Annotated in this window: 19 protein-coding genes and 2 tRNA genes; 11 read left to right on the top strand and 10 right to left on the bottom strand. The window is 66.8% G+C overall.

Features of this window, described 5'->3' with window-relative positions; genetic code table 11:
• Positions 1 to 20 precede the first annotated feature (20 nt).
• From CRO39_RS04215 to CRO39_RS04230, 4 genes are read right to left on the bottom strand one after another with little or no spacing between them, the layout of a single operon-like run.
• A complete protein-coding gene (locus tag CRO39_RS04215) occupies positions 21 to 275 on the bottom strand; it encodes an acyl carrier protein (RefSeq protein ID WP_097120579.1) in 255 nt (84 codons plus the stop codon).
• Between the two features lie 21 nt (positions 276 to 296).
• On the bottom strand, positions 297 to 557 hold the full coding sequence (locus CRO39_RS04220) for a phosphopantetheine-binding protein (RefSeq protein ID WP_097120580.1): 261 nt from the start codon (positions 555 to 557) through the stop codon (positions 297 to 299).
• A complete protein-coding gene (locus CRO39_RS04225; protein WP_097120790.1) occupies positions 544 to 1332 on the bottom strand; it encodes a lysophospholipid acyltransferase family protein in 789 nt (262 codons plus the stop codon). The genes CRO39_RS04220 and CRO39_RS04225 overlap by 14 nt, the downstream gene beginning before the upstream one ends.
• Positions 1325 to 2083: a beta-ketoacyl synthase chain length factor gene (locus tag CRO39_RS04230; RefSeq protein WP_097120581.1), complete on the bottom strand. Its 759-nt coding sequence runs from the start codon at positions 2081 to 2083 to the stop codon at positions 1325 to 1327. Before CRO39_RS04230 ends, CRO39_RS04225 begins: the two co-directional genes overlap by 8 nt.
• 143 nt (positions 2084 to 2226) lie before the next feature.
• Between CRO39_RS04230 and CRO39_RS04235 the strand changes: the two genes are divergently transcribed.
• Together CRO39_RS04235 and CRO39_RS04240 are read left to right on the top strand one after the other, a co-directional pair.
• A tRNA-Ala gene (locus tag CRO39_RS04235) sits at positions 2227 to 2302 on the top strand.
• A gap of 57 nt (positions 2303 to 2359) precedes the next feature.
• Positions 2360 to 2435: transfer RNA gene (locus CRO39_RS04240), tRNA-Glu, on the top strand.
• Positions 2436 to 2439: 4 nt separating this feature from the next.
• Here CRO39_RS04240 and CRO39_RS20845 read toward each other — a convergent pair.
• Both CRO39_RS20845 and CRO39_RS04245 read right to left on the bottom strand, forming a co-directional pair.
• The gene (locus CRO39_RS20845) at positions 2440 to 2589 is read right to left on the bottom strand and encodes a hypothetical protein (protein WP_162125686.1); all 150 of its coding nucleotides are present in this window, start codon (positions 2587 to 2589) and stop codon (positions 2440 to 2442) included.
• 110 nt (positions 2590 to 2699) lie between these two features.
• Positions 2700 to 2981, bottom strand: a complete 282-nt coding sequence (locus CRO39_RS04245; RefSeq protein WP_097120582.1) for a hypothetical protein — start codon at positions 2979 to 2981, stop codon at positions 2700 to 2702.
• Between the two features lie 276 nt (positions 2982 to 3257).
• Here CRO39_RS04245 and CRO39_RS04250 point away from each other — a divergent pair, with 276 nt between their 5' ends.
• Positions 3258 to 3485, top strand: coding sequence for a hypothetical protein (locus CRO39_RS04250; RefSeq protein WP_097120583.1), 228 nt, complete (start codon positions 3258 to 3260; stop codon positions 3483 to 3485).
• 28 nt (positions 3486 to 3513) lie between these two features.
• On the opposite strand, the gene CRO39_RS04255 is transcribed toward CRO39_RS04250, so the two are convergent.
• Both CRO39_RS04255 and ppsR read right to left on the bottom strand, forming a co-directional pair.
• Positions 3514 to 4002: a DUF1249 domain-containing protein gene (locus CRO39_RS04255; RefSeq protein ID WP_097120584.1), complete on the bottom strand. Its 489-nt coding sequence runs from the start codon at positions 4000 to 4002 to the stop codon at positions 3514 to 3516.
• Between the two features lie 109 nt (positions 4003 to 4111).
• On the bottom strand, positions 4112 to 4933 hold the full coding sequence (gene ppsR, locus CRO39_RS04260) for a posphoenolpyruvate synthetase regulatory kinase/phosphorylase PpsR (protein ID WP_097120791.1): 822 nt from the start codon (positions 4931 to 4933) through the stop codon (positions 4112 to 4114).
• A gap of 148 nt (positions 4934 to 5081) precedes the next feature.
• Between ppsR and ppsA the strand changes: the two genes are divergently transcribed.
• Positions 5082 to 7478: a phosphoenolpyruvate synthase gene (gene ppsA / locus CRO39_RS04265; protein ID WP_097120585.1), complete on the top strand. Its 2397-nt coding sequence runs from the start codon at positions 5082 to 5084 to the stop codon at positions 7476 to 7478.
• Between the two features lie 135 nt (positions 7479 to 7613).
• On the top strand, positions 7614 to 8546 hold the full coding sequence (locus CRO39_RS04270; protein WP_097120586.1) for a mechanosensitive ion channel family protein: 933 nt from the start codon (positions 7614 to 7616) through the stop codon (positions 8544 to 8546).
• Positions 8547 to 8549: 3 nt separating this feature from the next.
• Here the strand turns inward: CRO39_RS04270 and orn are convergent, their stop codons facing one another.
• Positions 8550 to 9128, bottom strand: a complete 579-nt coding sequence (gene orn / locus CRO39_RS04275; RefSeq protein ID WP_097120587.1) for an oligoribonuclease — start codon at positions 9126 to 9128, stop codon at positions 8550 to 8552.
• Positions 9129 to 9228: 100 nt separating this feature from the next.
• Here orn and CRO39_RS04280 point away from each other — a divergent pair, with 100 nt between their 5' ends.
• Positions 9229 to 9693, top strand: a complete 465-nt coding sequence (locus CRO39_RS04280) for a DUF2721 domain-containing protein (protein WP_097120588.1) — start codon at positions 9229 to 9231, stop codon at positions 9691 to 9693.
• A 292-nt stretch (positions 9694 to 9985) separates the two neighbouring features.
• Here CRO39_RS04280 and tadA read toward each other — a convergent pair whose 3' ends face one another.
• Entirely contained in the window at positions 9986 to 10465 is a 480-nt protein-coding gene (gene tadA / locus CRO39_RS04285) for a tRNA adenosine(34) deaminase TadA (RefSeq protein ID WP_097120589.1), read from the bottom strand.
• A 401-nt stretch (positions 10466 to 10866) separates the two neighbouring features.
• Here tadA and CRO39_RS04290 point away from each other — a divergent pair, with 401 nt between their 5' ends.
• The 5 genes from CRO39_RS04290 (at position 10867) to CRO39_RS04310 (ending at position 17352) form a co-directional block, all read left to right on the top strand.
• Positions 10867 to 11397 carry a DUF3592 domain-containing protein gene (locus tag CRO39_RS04290; protein WP_097120590.1) on the top strand — a complete coding sequence of 177 codons (531 nt, stop codon included), beginning with the start codon at positions 10867 to 10869 and terminating at the stop codon, positions 11395 to 11397.
• A 99-nt stretch (positions 11398 to 11496) separates the two neighbouring features.
• Positions 11497 to 12720 carry a hypothetical protein gene (locus tag CRO39_RS04295; protein WP_097120792.1) on the top strand — a complete coding sequence of 408 codons (1224 nt, stop codon included), beginning with the start codon at positions 11497 to 11499 and terminating at the stop codon, positions 12718 to 12720.
• Positions 12717 to 14954, top strand: coding sequence for an ATP-binding protein (locus tag CRO39_RS04300; RefSeq protein ID WP_097120591.1), 2238 nt, complete (start codon positions 12717 to 12719; stop codon positions 14952 to 14954). The genes CRO39_RS04295 and CRO39_RS04300 overlap by 4 nt, the downstream gene beginning before the upstream one ends.
• A 272-nt stretch (positions 14955 to 15226) precedes the next feature.
• Positions 15227 to 16186, top strand: a complete 960-nt coding sequence (locus CRO39_RS04305; RefSeq protein ID WP_097120592.1) for a bifunctional enoyl-CoA hydratase/phosphate acetyltransferase — start codon at positions 15227 to 15229, stop codon at positions 16184 to 16186.
• On the top strand, positions 16183 to 17352 hold the full coding sequence (locus tag CRO39_RS04310) for an acetate/propionate family kinase (protein ID WP_097120593.1): 1170 nt from the start codon (positions 16183 to 16185) through the stop codon (positions 17350 to 17352). Before CRO39_RS04305 ends, CRO39_RS04310 begins: the two co-directional genes overlap by 4 nt.
• Positions 17353 to 17359 lie beyond the last annotated feature (7 nt).

A 17359-nucleotide genomic window follows, 5' to 3' on the forward strand; every position in this document is an offset into this window, starting at 1 on the left:
CGGCGCCCCGGTTGCCGCGCTCAGGCGGCTTGGTCGCGGATCAGCCCGTACAACACGTCCACGATGTCCTGGATCGTGCGCACCGACTTGAACGCATCGGGCTGCAGGCTGCGGCCCAGCAACGGCTTGAGCTGGACGATCAGGTCCACCGCATCGATGCTGTCGATGTCCAGATCGTCGTAGAGCCGCGCTTCCGGAACAATGCGCTCCGGCGCGATTTCGAAGCTGTCATGCAGGATCGTGACGATCCGGTCGAATAGTTCGTTCTTGGTCATCTTGCTACCTCGCCGCAGAGACTACGGCTGCCCCTGCGAAGCGACGAATTCAGCCAGCGCCTGCACGCTGGCAAAGTGGCGGCGGGTTTCCTGCGAGTCGGCCGACAGGCTGACCCCGTAGCGCTTCTGCAACGCCAGGCCCAGTTCCAGCGCGTCGATCGAATCCAGCCCCAGGCCTTCGACGAACAACGGCGCCGCCGTCTCGATGTCGTCCGGCGTGATGTCTTCCAGCGACAGCGACGCAATGATCAATTCCTTGATCTCGTGCTCAAGTGCCTGCACGCGTTTCCTCCCCCGCAAAGTATTCGGCCAAATAGTCGGTCAATCGTCTCGCCGCGACCGCTTCCCCCCCGGAAGCCGGGTCGATTCCGTTCAGGAAACGCGCAATCGGCAGATCTTCCTGAACGTCGACCACCATGTGGAACCGTCGCGACGGCACACGATACCATTTCTCCCCTTTGCCGAGGGTCATCGGCGTGCAGGTCAACCGCACCGGCGTCACGTCCAGCCGTCCGCGCACGGCGATATTGGCCGCGCCGCGCTGCAGCTTGATTTTCCCGTCGCGGGCGGTGCGGGTGCCTTCCGGAAAGATCACCAGGTTGCCGCCCGCCCGCACCGCCGCAATGCAGTCGTCGACCAACCCTGCGCCGTCGTCGTTGGCGATGTAGCCGGCCGCGCGCACCGGCCCGCGCATGAACGGATTGCGGGCCACCGCCGACTTGACCACGCAATCGGCGTTGGGCAGCAGCGATACCAGCACCACCACATCGATCAGGGTCGGATGGTTGGCCAGGATCAGCAGGCCGTCGCGCTGCAGGCGCTCGCGGTTGCGGACCTCGTAGGTCATCAGCCTCAGCCCGCACATCAGTCCGACATGGCAGGCGAAGCTCAGTTGCACCAGCTTGCGCGCCCAGCGCTGCCGGCGTCGTGGATTGCGCACAAACCACTGCAACGGCGGTATCGCCAGCACGCGCAGCAACAGGCCGCCCAGGCCGAAGGCCAGGAAGCTGAGCCCGGTGCCGAACACCCGCCAGGCGTGGTTCAGACGCTCAAGCATCCTGCCGCCAGACCCAGTGGCCGCCAACGCCGGCAGCAGCATCCCGCGCATGCCACAGCCCCGGCTGCCCGGCCAGCAGGAAACGCATCACTTCCAGCGCATGCGGCAACCCATGCGAAGGCGCCTGTCCGGAGCCCGGCGGCGGGGACGCTTCCCAGTCCAGCCGGATCGCCTTGCCGCCCTGCCCGGCCGCGCGCACCCGCCAGCACCAGGCATGGAACGGATCCGGCTCATCGGCAAACCCGGCATAGATCGCCGGCAGCGCGCCTTCGTAGCAGATCACCAGCACTTCCGGCGCGCCATCGGCCAGCAGGCCGGCGGCCTCGAACATCGCCGCCTCGGGAGTGGAAGTGCCCGCCGCCAATGCCAGATAGTTGCCGCGCTCGCCGCGGATGATCGAATACAGCGCCGCTATCGCGTTGTGCACCGACAGACCGAATGCGGTGGGCGACAGCGGCTGCTCGGCCGCCAGCGTTTCCAGCAGGCCGACCGAACAGGCGACATCGCCATGCCGCGACGCGAACACCAGCGGCGCCTGCCCGCCTTCCTGCGGCTGGCACCAATACGCGGCCTGGATCGCCATCCGGCCCAGCCGGTCGATGCGCCGGCGCTGCATCGCCGGCACTTCGGCCAGCGCCGGAGTGTCATCGCCATGCGGCAGAAAAGGCGCCTGCGCCCAGGCCAGCCAATCCTCGCGACTGTGCAGCCCCGGCGCCCAGGCCGCCCAGTCCGCCACTTCGAATTCGATCATCGTTACCGCGCGCCGCCCAGCAAAGGTCAAGGCATCTATTTCAACCGCAACCCAATGGATTGCGCCAGCGGAAGAAGAAATTTTGTTCAGGCGCTTGCATGTCCGTAAATGCCTCTCTACAATTCCGCTCCTGCCAGCACGTTGGGGCCATAGCTCAGCTGGGAGAGCGCTTGCATGGCATGCAAGAGGTCGGCGGTTCGATCCCGCCTGGCTCCACCAACTCGGACAATTAGGCCTGTCCGAAGCTGCACGAAAACTCGTTGACCGCTTTACCGCGTCCCCATCGTCTAGAGGCCTAGGACATCACCCTTTCACGGTGGCGACCGGGGTTCGAATCCCCGTGGGGACGCCATTATTCAAGCACTCAGGGCTCGGGAAACCGGGCCCTGATTGTTTTGGGAAGGAATCGCCGTGTCGATTCCGGAGGCGAACCACATGCCGGCCAGTATCGCGATGGCGGCGCCCAGCGCCAGGAACAACACCGTTCTGAAAAACAGGAACTTCATTGCAGCGTCGCTCGTCCACCTCGGTTTCCACGGTACACCGTTCCGGGACCGCGTGCGGCATTGCAGCCGCCGCCGGTCTGAACGACAGACGGTCCGGCCTGTTCGGCCCGCTATAAAAGCTGCGGACGGGTAAAGCGCCAGCGGCCGAACTTCCGGGCAATCCGATGGAATATTCCCCGCCGCGTTCGGATGCGGTCCATGGCCATGGCCTGGAGACGATGGAATACATGGTCCTCGTTATCCAGGCCGGCTTTGCTTTGGATATCCACCGCCTGCGTCGCCCACGCCTCGGTGCAAGCCGCGTCTCCGTCCCATGCCTGCATGCGCCACATGTCATCGGCGGCCAGGGCGTTGATGAGTACATCCAGTTCGGGGCGAGTCTTGTAGGACATTCCTCACCATACGCGCGAAAGAGCCGCGTGCCGGAACAGGCCTTTCGGACCGTTGCTGGCATTCATCCCGATTGCTCGATTCCGCGGCGGAGAGACCGTAGCGCAGCCAGCGCAACTGTCGAGACCCCGCCGCAACCGGCCACCGCACGCCTTTACAAGAAACCCACAACCGGTGCGCTAGAAAGACCGGGATGAGCCGCGGAGGGCGCGGTACCGGCTCAGGTTCTGAGACGCCTGTCGCCGAAGCTGCTGCACCCTGCCTGGAGCCTGCCGGTCATGACCCACCCATCCCTTGCCGACGAACTGCTGTCGCAACTGCCCCTCAACCGCGATACCCGCTGGACTGCGGCGGGCCTGGGATTGGATGAAACCGCTTTTGGCGCGGTCGCGGCGCGGCTGCTGGAGCTCGAAACCAGCGGGCAGGTCGATGTGGTCAACATGACCCGCGAATCGTTCAGCGGGCTGCAGCGGCTCAACGCCATCCGGTTTGTCCGCTTGGGCTAGGGGATGCCCCGCACGGTCCAGCGCTGAATCAGGCCGCGTCCATCGTGGTGGCCGCTTCCACCCGCCGCAGCGTGGCCACGCCATGGCCCTGCTCGGCCAGGTATTCCAGCCATTTGCCAAGGAAGGTGTTCATGCGCATGCGGTGGCCGATGACCTGGGCCGGTGGCGGGTACAGCCCGATCACATCCTGCCAGCGCCGGCCCACATAGCAGTGGGTGGCCTCGGTCTGGTGGGCGTCGCGGTACAACCGCACGTAGGCGGAGGGGTCCGGTTCGCCGGTCAGCGGATCGCACAGGTCGTAGGTCAGCCGCAACTCCACCGTGTAGCGATGGGTTTCGATCACGTCCAGCCGTACATCCAGTCCGTCGCCTATCGACGACAGGTAGCTGCCGGTGCTCAGCCCCTCCGGCGCGAACAGGCGGTGCAGGCGCGCGTGGTTTTCGGCATACAGCGCCATCAGCCAACCGAAACGGCTGAGCTTGGGGATGCGCGCGGTGCGGGAAAGGGCCTGGCTCACGGCTCGATGCTACACGTTGCCGGCGCTTTGCGGCAGCATTGACGGCCGCCCGCATGCGGCCTAAGTTAAGCGTTCTTCCGGAACGTTTTTTTGCGCGTTCCCTGCCCCTTCAGTACATCTCCCGCTGCAGCCCCAGCGTGGTCAGCACCTTGCTGGAGATTTCCTCGATCGACTTGTTGGTGGTGCTGAGGGTCGGGATGCGTTCCATCTGGAACATCACCTCGGCCGCGGCCACTTCGCGCTTGCAGGTTTCCAGCTGCGCGTAGCGGGAATTGGGCCGGCGTTCCTGCCGGATCTGCTGCAGGCGCTGCGGATCGATGGTCAGGCCGAACAGCTTGCGCCGGTACGGCCGCAACCGCGCCGGCAGGCGGTCGGTGTCCAGATCCTGATCGGTCAACGGGTAATTGGCCGCACGCACGCCGTAATGCAGCGCCAGGTACACGCAGGTGGGCGTCTTGCCGGCGCGCGACACCGCCACCAGGATCACATCGGCTTCGTCGTAGTTGATGGCGATGCCGTCGTCGTGGGTCAGCGCGAAATTCATCGCGTTGATGCGGCGGTGGTAGGTTTCGAAATCGACCAGACCGTGCGCCTGCCCCACCCGCGACTGCCGCGGCGAACCCAGTTCGCGTTCCAGCGGCTCGATGAAGGGCTCGAACACATCCAGCATCAGCGCCCCGCTTTCGGCCAGGATGGCGGTCAGCTGCGGATCGACGCAGGAGTTGACCACGATCGGGCGGGTGCCCAGCCGCTCGCCGGCGCGGCGGATGCGCTCGGCCGTTTCGCGCGCCTTTTCCTCATCGTCGATGAACGACAGCCGGTCGGTCTGGAACAGGCAGCCGGAAAACTGCGTCAGCAGGCTGTGGCCGATGGTTTCCGCCGTGATACCGGTGCCATCGGACACATAAAACACCGCGCGCAGGTTGGACATCGCCGTTTTTTCCTCTTCGATCATGAAACCTCCGCCAGATCAAGCTTGTCTGCAATTGGTATGCACTGCATCATATCCGCTCTTCCCCCATGGACACGGCCTCGCCGGCGGTCTTCGGCGCGGCGCGGTCCGCCTTGGAGCATTGCGCTTGAACGAGAACGTCCTGTGGCTGCATGAGCTGCGCCTGTCCGACCTTGCCCGCGTCGGCGGCAAGAATTCATCGCTTGGCGAAATGATCGGCCATCTGGCCAACCTGGGGGTTTCGGTCCCCGGCGGCTATGCGACCACCGCGGAAGCCTTCAAGGCCTTTATCGCCCACAACGATCTGTCCCAGCGCATCTTCGACCGCCTGGCCACGCTGGACGTGGAGGACGTGACCGCGCTGACCGAGGCCGGCAAGCAAATCCGCGGCTGGGTCATCGAGGCGCCGCTGCAGCCGGACCTGGATGCCGACATCCGCAACGCCTACCGCAGGCTGTGCGCCGAGAACGCCGGCGACGGCGGCGGCGATGTCGCCGTTGCGGTGCGTTCTTCGGCCACCGCCGAAGACCTGCCCGATGCCAGCTTCGCCGGCCAGCAGGAGACCTTCCTCAACGTGACCGGCGCCGACGATGTGGTGCTGAAGGTCAAGGAAGTCTTCGCCAGCCTCTACAACGACCGCGCCATCGCCTACCGCGTCCATCACGGCTTCAAGCACGAAGACGTGTTCCTGTCGGCCGGCGTGCAGCTGATGGTGCGCTCCGGCGTGGGCGCTTCCGGCGTGCTGTTCACGCTGGACACCGAATCGGGCTTTCGCGACGTGGTGTTCGTCACCTCCAGTTTCGGCCTGGGCGAGATGGTCGTGCAGGGCGCGGTCAATCCCGACGAGTTCTACGTCTACAAGCCCACGCTGAAACAGGGCAAGCCGGCCATCCTGCGCCGCTCGCTGGGCAGCAAGCAGATCCGCATGGTCTATTCGGACCAGCCGGGCGAACGCGTGCGCACCGAGGACACGCCGGCCGAGCTGCGCAACACTTTCTCGATTTCCGATGAGGACGTGCACGAGCTGTCCCGGCAGGCGCTGACCATCGAGGAACACTACGGCCGGCCGATGGATATCGAGTGGGCCAAGGACGGGGTCAGCGGCAAGTTGTTCATCGTGCAGGCGCGCCCGGAAACGGTGAAATCGCGCGGCCACGCCACCCAGATGGAGCGCTTTGCGCTGGAAAAGCGCGGCCAGGTGCTGGCCGAGGGCCGCGCCATCGGCCAGAAGATCGGCAGCGGCATCGCCCGCGTGGTGCGCACGCTGGAGGACATGAACAAGGTCGAACCCGGCGACGTGCTGGTCGCCGACATGACCGACCCGGACTGGGAACCGGTGATGAAACGCGCCTCGGCCATCGTCACCAACCGCGGCGGCCGCACCTGCCATGCGGCCATCATCGCCCGCGAGCTGGGCGTGCCGGCGGTGGTCGGCACCGGCAATGCGCTGGACCTGATCGAGAACGGCAGCGAAGTGACGGTCAGCTGCGCCGAAGGCGACACCGGTTTCATCTATGCCGGCGCCCTGCCCTTCGAACGCACCACCACCGACCTGGCGCAGATGCCGCCGGCGCCGCTGAAGATCATGATGAACGTCGCCAACCCGGAGCGCGCGTTCGACTTCGGCCAGCTGCCCAACGCCGGCATCGGCCTGGCGCGGCTGGAAATGATCATCGCCAGCCACATTGGTATACATCCGCTGGCGTTGCTGGAATACGACCGCCAGGATGCCGACGTACGCAGGAAGATTGACGCCAAGACCGCCGGCTACAGCGATCCGGTCAGCTTCTATATCAACCGCCTGGCCGAAGGCATCGCCACCATCACCGCCTCGGTGGCGCCCCATCCGGTGATCGTGCGGCTGTCGGATTTCAAGTCCAACGAATACGCCAACCTGATCGGCGGCGCCCGCTACGAGCCGCACGAAGAGAACCCGATGATCGGCTTCCGCGGCGCCAGCCGCTACATCGATCCGTCGTTCGAGCCGGCGTTCGCGCTGGAATGCCAGGCCGTGCTCAAGGTGCGCGAACAGATGGGCCTGGACAATCTGTGGGTGATGATCCCGTTCGTGCGCACGCTGGAGGAAGGCCGCAAGGTCATCCAGGTGCTGGCCAAGCACGGCTTGAAGCAGGGCGACGGCGCCAGCGCCGACAAGCCGGGCCTGAAGATCATCATGATGTGCGAAGTCCCGTCCAACGCGCTGCTGGCCGACGAATTCCTGGACATCTTCGACGGTTTCTCGATCGGCTCCAACGATCTGACCCAGCTCACCCTGGGCCTGGACCGCGATTCGAGCATCGTCGCCAACCTGTTCGACGAGCGTAACCCGGCGGTCAAGAAGCTGTTGTCGATGGCGATCAAGGCCGCCAGGGCCAAGGGCAAATACGTCGGCATCTGCGGCCAGGGACCTTCGGATCATCCGGATCTGGCCGAATGGCTGATGGCCGAAGGCATCGAATCGGTATCGCTGAACCCCGACACGGTGGTCGATACCTGGTTGCGCCTGGCCAAGAGCAAGCGCTAGCGATCTTGCCGTCCGATTAATCCCGGCGCCGTTAGACTTGCCGGCACCATGCAGAGCCCCGCGCATGCGGGGCTCTGCGTTTGCGCTGTCCGCCAACCCCTTTCCGGCTCTCGCGGCCGTTTGAATGGAGCCCTCATGCTATCCGCCCTGCCCATCTCCACCGCCGAACTGAGCAAGATCGACTGGGAAAGCCTGCTGACCACCTGGGGCGTCAAGCTGGGGGCGGCGCTGGCGGTCCTGTTGGTGGGGTTGTGGGTTTCCCGCTGGCTGGCCAACCTGCTGCCGCGGGCGATGGGCCGGGCCGGTGCCGATGCCATGCTGAGCAATTTCCTGCGCAACGTCACCTATGCGCTGGGTGCGGTGGTCGTGGTGATCGCCGCATTGGGCACGCTGGGCGTGCAGACCGCTTCGTTGCTGGCGGTGATTGGCGCGGCCGGCCTGGCCATCGGCCTGGCGCTGAAGGATTCGTTGTCCAACATCGCCTCCGGCGTGATGCTGGTCAGCCTGCGGCCGTTCCGCGTGGGCGACGTGGTGACCATTGCCGGGCAGACCGGAACCGTGCAGACGGTGCGCATCTTCCAGACCGTGTTGAGCGGTCCGGACAAGCAGACTTTCACGATACCCAACAACCTGATTACCTCCAGCCCCATCGTCAACCTGACCGCGCAGCCGCTGCGCCGGATCGAACTGGTGATCGGCATCGGCTACGGCGACGACATCCAGGTGGCTCGCGAAGCGGCGCTGGAAGTGATGCGCGCTGACGAACGGATATTGGAAGACCCGGAGCCGGACGTACTGGTGTACGAACTGGCCACCAGCTCGGTCAACCTGGGCATCCGCTGCTTCGTCCGCCCACCGGACTGGTTCGCCACCAAGACCGCCCTGAACGAGCGCATCAAGCTGGCGTTCGACCGTTCCGGCATCAGCATCCCCTACCCGCAGCAGGACATGCACCTGTACCTGCATGGCGCCGACGGGCAGGAGCTGTCGCTGGACCGCCTGTTGCGCGACGGCAAGGGCGCACCCGCCGCGCTGGGAGCGGCCAAACCGCAGAACGACGCCGGCTGAGCCTCAGCCGGCCTGCTGCGCCGTTCCGGCCAACGTGCCCATGTACTGGCGGTAATGGCGCAGCTCGGCAATGGAGTCGTGGACATCGCTCAGCGCGGTATGCGAAGACTGCTTGCGCACACCCTCCAGCACCGCCGGCGCCCAGCGCCGCGCCAGTTCCTTCAGCGTGCTGACGTCCAGGTTGCGGTAATGGAAGTACTTTTCCAGCCGCGGCATCAACCGGTGCATGAAGCGGCGGTCCTGGCAGATCGAGTTGCCGCACATCGGCGAGGCGTTGGCCGGCACCCATTGCGCCAGGAACGCCACCGTCTGCGCTTCGGCCTGGGCCAGATCGATCCGGCTGTCCAGCACCCGCTGCCAGAGTCCCGACTTGCGGTGCTGATTGCGGTTCCAGTCGTCCATCGCCTCCAACGCGGCAAGCGGATGTGCGATGGCGATTTCGGGGCCTTCGGCCAGGACGTTCAACTGCGAATCGGTCACCACCGTGGCTATTTCGAGTATCGAATCGCGGCCGGTATCCAGCCCGGTCATTTCCAGATCGATCCAGATCAAACGGTCATTGCTCGATTTGCTGACTGCCATGCACCCGCCGCTCGGTTGTGGAATCGGCCCTGCCGGCCGCGAAGATTGCGGGAATACCGCACCATGTCATGATAACGCAGACCGTCACCGGCACCGGCCTATGAACAACATCACCGACCACGCAGTGCTGACCGCGATGCTCGCGCCCGCGTTTTTCCTGACCGCCACCGCATCGCTGCTGCTGTCGGCCAACAACCGCCTGGCCCGCATCATCGACCGCGCGCGCACGCTGCTGCGCGAGCTGGTCGACATCGAAGACCAGGCCGAGCGCGGCCTGTACGAACGCCGCATCGCGCTGCAACGCCGCCGCAGCCTGATCATCCTGCGCGCAGGCCAGCTGCTTTACGGCGCCATCAGTTTTTTCGTCGGCACCAGCCTGGCGGTGGCGGTGGATACGTTCCTGGATCATCGCCTGGGCTCGATACCGGTGTGGCTGGCCGCGCTGGGGGTACTGGCGATGTTCGCCGCCAGCCTGCTGCTGGCGCGCGAATCGACGCTGGCGGTCACCGCGATCAACGAGGAAATGGATCACCGGCACGCGCAGTCGCGCAAGCGCCTGCCCTAAAGCGTGTTATGGCCTTTGGGGTGAGTGCGAAGGCTGCTGTCGCGGTGTCAGGCAAGGCGCACGCCGCCGGTCCTGGCCAAGGCGTGCAACGCGGCATGGCGCCGCGACAGCGGCCTTCCCGAAGAGCCTGCCCCGTACTTGATACGGGGGTTGCGCGCCAGCGCCGCCGCAGCCGCGTTGCCCGGCTTGCCTTGGGCGCCACCCAAGGACCGCGCCGGCCGCCTTGCTGCAACGGCGCTGGCGCGCAACGCATCTCATCCCAAAGGCCATAACACGCTCTAGGGGCGCCGTCCTACGGCAGCGGCGGTTTGCCGCGCTTGGCGCGGAAGTAGTTGCTGAGCCGGCGCCCGGCTTCTTCCGCCAGCAGGCCGCCTTCCACCACGACGCGGTGGTTGTGGCGCGGGTCGGCGATCAGGTCGAAGACGCTGCCGCAGGCGCCGGTCTTGGGATCGGCCGCGGCGAATACCAGCCGCGCCACCCGCGCATGCACCAGCGCCATCGCGCACATCGCGCACGGCTCCAGGGTCACGTACAGGGTGCTGCCGATCAGCCGGTGATTGCCCAGCTTGCCGCCGGCGCGGCGCAACGCCACGATTTCGGCATGCGCGGTGGGATCGTGCTCGGCCAGATTGCGGTTCCAGCCCTCGCCCAGCACCTGGCCATCGGCGCCGATCAGCACCGCGCCGACCGGGATCTCGTCATCCTCGCGTTCGGCGCGCTCGGCCAGCGCCAGGGCGTGGCGCATCCAGCGGTCGTCTTGCTCCTGCGTCATCGGCAACGCCCGCACGAGCGGGCCGGAGTCCGGTGGGGCCTGGCCTTGTCTGTCTGCACCGCTGGGTTACCGCTATCGTCCACGTTGGCGCAGATTGTATAGCGGTGCATCCGCCCCGCCGGAGTGCGCTTGCACCACGCCCCCTGGACGGTCAGCGAGGGACGGATTCGCCATTCCGGCACGGGCCGGGGCCTGTTGATGCCGGCAAGCGCTGGAAAGCCGGCCCCGCCGCCGGCGGTTGACAGTCCGTCAACCGCCAACGCTGCCGCTTGACGCTTTGCCGGTTCCGGCAGGCGCACCGCCGCCCCAGACTTTGCCGGCGCCTTCACAGGCGATCACCGGCGGCCTGCATACGCGGCGCCGGCACGCACTCCATCAACCACAGGGGCCATCGCAACGCCATGATCAACATTCCCGTTTCCGACGCTACGCACGCCAGCATCGGCAAGATTTCCAGATTCCTCTGCTTCGCCGCTTTCCTGATCTTCGCGGCGCTGCTGAGCTATAGCGCCATTGGCGGCTATTTCCGTTCCAACGCGATTCTCAAGGACCACAGCCTGGTGACCGCCCCGGTAACGCTGCAGGACATCGAAGAAAAGAGCGGGCGCAAGGGCCGCAAGAGCTACACCTACCATTTCAGCTATGCGTTCGAAGCCGGCGGCCAGGCGCGGCGCGGCGAGTTCAGCACCTCCGAAGGCAATTCCATCCCGTACATGGACGAGGGCGCCACCGTCGAAGTGGCCTATTCCAACGCCGATCCCTCACGGTTCGAACGGCTGCAGCGGCTGCAAAACCAGTCCGGCCTCGGCGGCATGCTCGTGCGGCTGGCGGTGGCATTGCCGGTGTCCGCGCTGCTGGCGTTCATCGCTCACCTGCTGATCGTTGGCCGGCTGTTCGTGGCCAGGCCCAAGCCAGCCGAAGCCACCGCCTGACGCGCAATCCTCGCCGGACCGGATTTCATGGACGCGATTGACAGCGATGGCGGCGACGCTAAGGTAACCGGCTGCCTCCTGCCGCCGCCGCTGTCGCCCATGCCCGTCTCAGAATTCCCGCAACTGCTCGGGCAGCACATGCGCCGCATCCGCGCCAGCGCGGCGGACGTGGCCAGCGAAATCGGCATGAGCCGCGAGGCCGTCAACAACTGGCGCCAGGGACATTCGCTGCCCAACCGCAAGCATCGGGACAAGGTGCTGGCCTGCGCCGGCTACCTGCGCCTGACCGAGGTGGAAACCAACCGGCTCCTGGTTGCGGCCGGTTTCGATGCGCAGTTCCCTGCCGAGGCCGCCACCGCCACGGGCGGCTCTTCGGTACCGGCTGCCGCGCCGCCCGCGGTGGCGCAGTTGTTCGACCGCCTGCAGCAGATGCGTCCCTACCCGATCATCATGCTGCTGACGCAGGCGCATTGGGGACAGCCGCCGGAACGCGAGGCGATGCTGGCCGAGGCGGCCCGCCGCTACGGCCACGACAAGGTATTGCACCTGCACCCGCCCTTCAGCCTGCTCAGCGAGCCGGCCGCGTACTTTTCCGCGCTGGGCCAGCAATGCGGGCTGACGGGCGTGGACTCGGACTACGCGTTCGAAGCCGCGCTGACGCGCGCGCTGCAACAGCCCGAGCCGTTGTTCTGCCTGGTCAGCCGCTTCGAACAGGGCGACCCGGTCCAGCGCGACGTGCTGGCCGGCATCCTGCGCAGCCTGAGCGAAATGCACAGCGGCAGGCTGCACCTGCTGATCTGCGGCGGCTCGGCGCTGGCGGACCTTAAATACCAGGGCGGCGATCTGTCGCTGCTCAACATCGCCGCCACCGAGGTCTGGCCCGAACTCACCGCGGCCGATCTGCAGCGCCAGGCAGGCACCGCGCACGGTCACGGCCAGGCCGACTGCGAAAGAGCGCTGCGCCTGTCCGGCGGGCATCCGTTGCTGGCGACCGCGGCGCTGGCGCTGCTGGCTGAGAGCGGCGCCAACGCCAGCGATGAACAACTGGAGGAACAACTGGCAGGCTACGCACCGGTCTGGCAGGCCTTCGTGCCATTGCTGGCCGAACCCGTCCATCGCGCCACGATTACCGCGTGGCTGCAGCAGCCGCGCGTGGCGATGGCGCGCCCGTACCTGCTCGACCCGGTGCTGCGCAGCCTGTACTGGGCCAACCTGGTAACCCCGCGCCGGCATGCCGACGGTCTCTGGCTGGAATGGCGCAGCGAGTCGATTCGCCGCGCCGGCCTGCTGATCGCCGAACACGGGCATTCGTCCGAACGATGAACACGGCCGCCTCCCGCACCCCACGGCGCCCCTGGCTGCGCTGGGCGCTGGTTGCCGGCATCGCCTGCTGGGTTGCGGCCATCGCCTGGTTCCTGGGCAGCCTGCTGTTCGCACCCTGGCTCAATCCCTGGCTGCGCTGGGAAACGCAGCGCGACGGCCACAGCCTGATGCTGCTGCAGCAGAGCCGTTCCGAACTGGCGCTGATAAGGCAGGAAGCCGAAGATCGCTGGCGGGCCCAGGGGCAATGGCCCGCCACCATTGCGCTACCCGGGACAACGCTACCCGGTCCGCAGCTGTTGCATATCGAAGTGCCGCAGCCGCTGGCGCTCGCAGTCCGCTACGGCAACCGCTTCAGCGAAGCATCCGGCTTGCGCGGAACCCGTCTTGAGCTGCGCTTCGATCCGGACACGCAGATCTGGGCATGCACGACCGGCATACCCGCCCCGTCTTCGCGCTTCGTGCCCGCCGACTGCCGGACCGCCACGCAATGGAGCGCGTTGGAATGGCTGCTGGCGTTGCTGGCCATCGCCGCAGTGGCGGTAGCCGGTACCGCCGCGGCATTGTTTTTCGCCAATCCGCGCATCCGCGGCTTGCGCGCCAAGCCACGGCGACTGCGGCGCGAACCGATCGCGGAACTGCCGCAGCTGGATCGGCAGTTCGGCTGGATGCGATGCCGCCAGAGCATGCTCGCTGCCGCAGCTATCGACCCGGCGGACTGGCGCCAAGCGCTGGGCTTTGCGCAGGCCGGCAGCGCCGTGCGCGCGCAGATGCTGGCCGCGCGCGTCGCCGCGGAGACCAGCACCAGCCAGCATTGGCCGCTGCCGGGCATGGTCTGCCAGTGGCGGTTGCCGCTGACCCTGCCGGTGGCGCTGGAACGGGTACTGCTGTATCTGCCCGATGCGGACATCGAACCTTCGCTGCTGGTCCGGCTGCTGCGCGAACTGCCTTCGGGCCAGGACGTGATACTGGTCGTCAGTCCCGGCGCCGCCTTCGACAATGCGCTCAATGGCTTCGCCAACGATCCGGCCAACCTGTGCGTCTGCATCGACCAGGCCGGCCTGAGCGAGTGGTTGCTGCATCCTTCCCCCACCCAGGTGCTGGTAAGCCTGTTGGGCCGGCAGTTGCAGGTGACCCGGATTTCGCCGTACCAGACGCGCGGCGGCATCACCCGTCCGACGGCGTTCTTCGGCCGCGAATCGCTGCTGGCGCGGGTGTTGAATCGCGAACCGGGCAACTACCTGCTGGTCGGTGGCCGCCAACTGGGGAAGACCAGCCTGATGAAGGCGATCGAACGGCGCTTCGCCGGGCATCCGCATGTGCAATGCCATTATCTGTCGCTGCGGGATCACCGGTTTTCGGCCCGCCTGGCGGCAGAACTGGGCCTGCCGGCCGACACCGCCATCGATGCGCTGGTGGAAGAGCTTTCGCGCCGCAGCGATGGCCGTCGCCTGCTGCTGCTGATCGACGAAACCGACCTGTTCCTGCGTGCCGAGGCCGCTGGCGGCTATGCGCAACTGTCGGCGCTGCGCAGCCTGAGCGAGGAAGGCCGCTGCCATTTCATGCTGGCCGGCTTCTGGGACCTGTACGAAGCGGCCACGCTCGACTACGCCTCGCCCATCCGCAATTTCGGCGAAGCGATCAACCTGGGCGGACTGGAGCGCGACGCCTGCATCGCGCTGGCGGTCGAACCGCTGGCCCAGCTTGGCATCCATTTCAACGACCCCGCACTGCCGGGCCTGCTGGCCGAGGCCTGCGGCCATCGCGCCAACCTGGTGGCCATCGCCTGCCAGCAGATGCTGGAGCAGCTCGAACGCGGCCAGCGCCTGCTCGACGGCCTGCAACTGGACAGGGCCATGCGTTCTGACGCGATGCTGGACGCGCTGGCCGGCTGGGCGCGGCTGAGTCCGGATCCGAACGCCTGCCTTGTCGACCGGATCATCGTCTATCGCATCGCGCAAACCTCCCGCCACCGGCCCGGCCCCGGCACGAAAGCGCAGCCGATGACGCTGGCCGGCACGCTTGCCGATTTCGCCGGCGCAGGCATCGGTGTCGACGCCGAAACCGTACGCCGCTCCTTCGCCAGGCTGCAACTGGCCTACGTGCTCAGGCGCGAGGGCGAGGGCTACGACTTCGCGGTGCCGTTGTTTATCTCGCAGTTCCAGGCCTGCGAAGTCGCTGCGTTGCTGGCGCGGGAAATGCAGACCTTGCGCCAGGCCAATCCGTTGCCGCTCTGAGCTGCGAACGCGTTGGCCGGCGCCGCTTCGTAAACCGCGTGGCGCTGGGCGTTGTCCCGAGCGCCGGCTTCCTCGGAGACGTTCCTCCTGGGAGAAGGAAGAACTTCAATTCTCCAATCCGCCATCAGTCTGTCGCACGCGGTCGACACGCCCTGCTCCAGTCGCAACAGGTATGCTGGCGTTGCACAGCGTAAAATTCGTTACCTGCCAACGCGACAACGGCGTTCGCATTCGTACCGACTGTCGCCACACGCCCTGGAAAACACCGCGAGATGAACGATACTTCCCAAGCCGGCAACGGCGGCGTCCAACGTTCCCAGCTCGACCGCCTGCTGGCGCTGGCCGCTGCGCACGAGCCCATCCGCACCGCCATCGTCCATCCCTGCGATGCGGTGTCTCTCGGCGGCGCGCTTGAAGCCTTCCGGATGCAGCTGATCGTACCGGTGCTGGTCGGCCCGGCGGCGAAAATCGCCGCCGCGGCGGTGGAGGCCGGCGAAGACCTCGATGGCATCCGCATCGTTGCGGTCGAACACAGCCACGCGGCGGCCGAGACCGCCTGCCGGCTGGCGCTGGAAGGCGAAGTCGATGCCATCATGAAGGGCAGCCTGCAGACCGGGGAGCTGCTGGCCGCGGTTGTCGACCGCAACGCGGGCCTGCGCACCGACCGCAGGATGAGCCATGTGTTCGTGCTCGACGTGCCGACCTATCCGCGCCCGCTGCTGCTCAGCGATGCGGTCGTCAATATCGCGCCCGACCTGGCAACCAAGAAGGACATCGTCCAGAACGCCATCGACTGCGCGCATGCCCTCGGCGTGGCCGAACCGCGGGTGGCGGTGCTGGCGGCGGTGGAAACCGTGCACGCCAACATGCCTGCGACCACCGATGCGGCGGCGCTGGCCAAGATGGCCGACCGCGGCCAGATCGTCGGCGCCCTGATCGACGGCCCGTTGGCGTTCGACAATGCGATTTCCCCGCAGGCTGCCGATACCAAGAACATCGTTTCGCCGGTGGCCGGGATTGCCGACGTATTGATCGTCCCCAACATCGAAGCCGGCAACATGCTGGCCAAGCAGCTGGCCTATCTGGCCAACGCGCAATCGGCCGGCATCGTGATGGGAGCGCGGGTGCCGATCATGCTGACCAGCCGCGCCGATGGCCGCCTGTCGCGGCTGGCCTCCTGCGCCGCCGCGGTGCTGGTCGCGCACCACGAACCCATCAAGCCGCAGCGATGAGCCGGGCGCTGCTGGTCCTCAACGCCGGCTCATCCAGCCTCAAGTTTGCCGTGTTCGGCCAGGCTGCCGGGCTGCCGCTGCTGCTCAGGGGAAGCATTTCGCAGCTGGGCCATGCGCCCCGGCTGAAGATCCGCTGCCCCGGCGCAGCCGACAGCGAAACTGCGCTGGGCGCCGCGCCGATGCCGCCGGACGCCGCGGTACGGACCGTGTTCGACGAACTCGGCAAGCGCGACCTGCTTGAGCGGATTGGCGCGGTCGGCCACCGCATCGTGCATGGCGGGCTGACGTTCGCGCAGCCGAGCGTGCTCGATTCGCCCACCCTGGCCAGGCTGCGCCAACTGGCGCCGCTGGCGCCGCTGCACCAACCCTACAACCTGGACATCGTCGAACTGGCTTCCGGACTGCTGCCCGCGGCGATCCAGATCGGCGCCTTCGACACCGCCTTTCACGCCGGCCGGCCGCGGCAGGATCGTCTTTACGGCCTGCCGCGCCGGCTCAGCGACGACGGCATCATCGCCTACGGATTCCACGGCCTGTCCTATGCCCATGTGGCCACTGTGCTGCGCGCGCGCGACGGCGCGCGCGCAGGCGGCCGCACCATCGTCGCGCACCTGGGCAGTGGCGCCAGCCTGTGCGCGATGGACGCCGGCCGCAGCGTCGCCACCACGATGGGTTTCTCGGCGCTGGACGGCCTGATCATGAGCTCGCGTTGCGGCTCGCTGGATCCGGGCATCATCCTGCATCTGATCCGCGAGCGGCAGATGAGCGCCGATGCGGTAAGCGAACTGCTCTACGAGCGCTCCGGCCTGCTCGGCGTATCGGAACTGTCCGGCGACATGCAGACCTTGCTGCAGAGCGCCGACCCGCATGCCAGCGAGGCCGTCGAGCTGTTCGTCTACCGGATCGGCCGGCAAATCGGTTCGCTGGCCGCGGCGCTCGGCGGGCTCGATACCTTGGTGTTCACCGCCGGCATCGGCGAGAACGCGCCCATCATTCGCCAGCGCATCGGTGCGGCGGCGGCATGGCTGGGCGTGGACATCGACCCCGCGCGCAATGGGCAGGGCGAAACCAGCATCGGCTCGGCGGCATCGGCGGTGGAAGTGCTGGTGATAGCGGCGGACGAGGAACGCGCTGTCGCCGAAGGGGTCATGGCCTGCCTTGGCTGAAGCGCCC

This window comes from Pseudoxanthomonas wuyuanensis (assembly GCF_900215535.1).
Taxonomy (GTDB): domain Bacteria; phylum Pseudomonadota; class Gammaproteobacteria; order Xanthomonadales; family Xanthomonadaceae; genus Pseudoxanthomonas_A; species Pseudoxanthomonas_A wuyuanensis.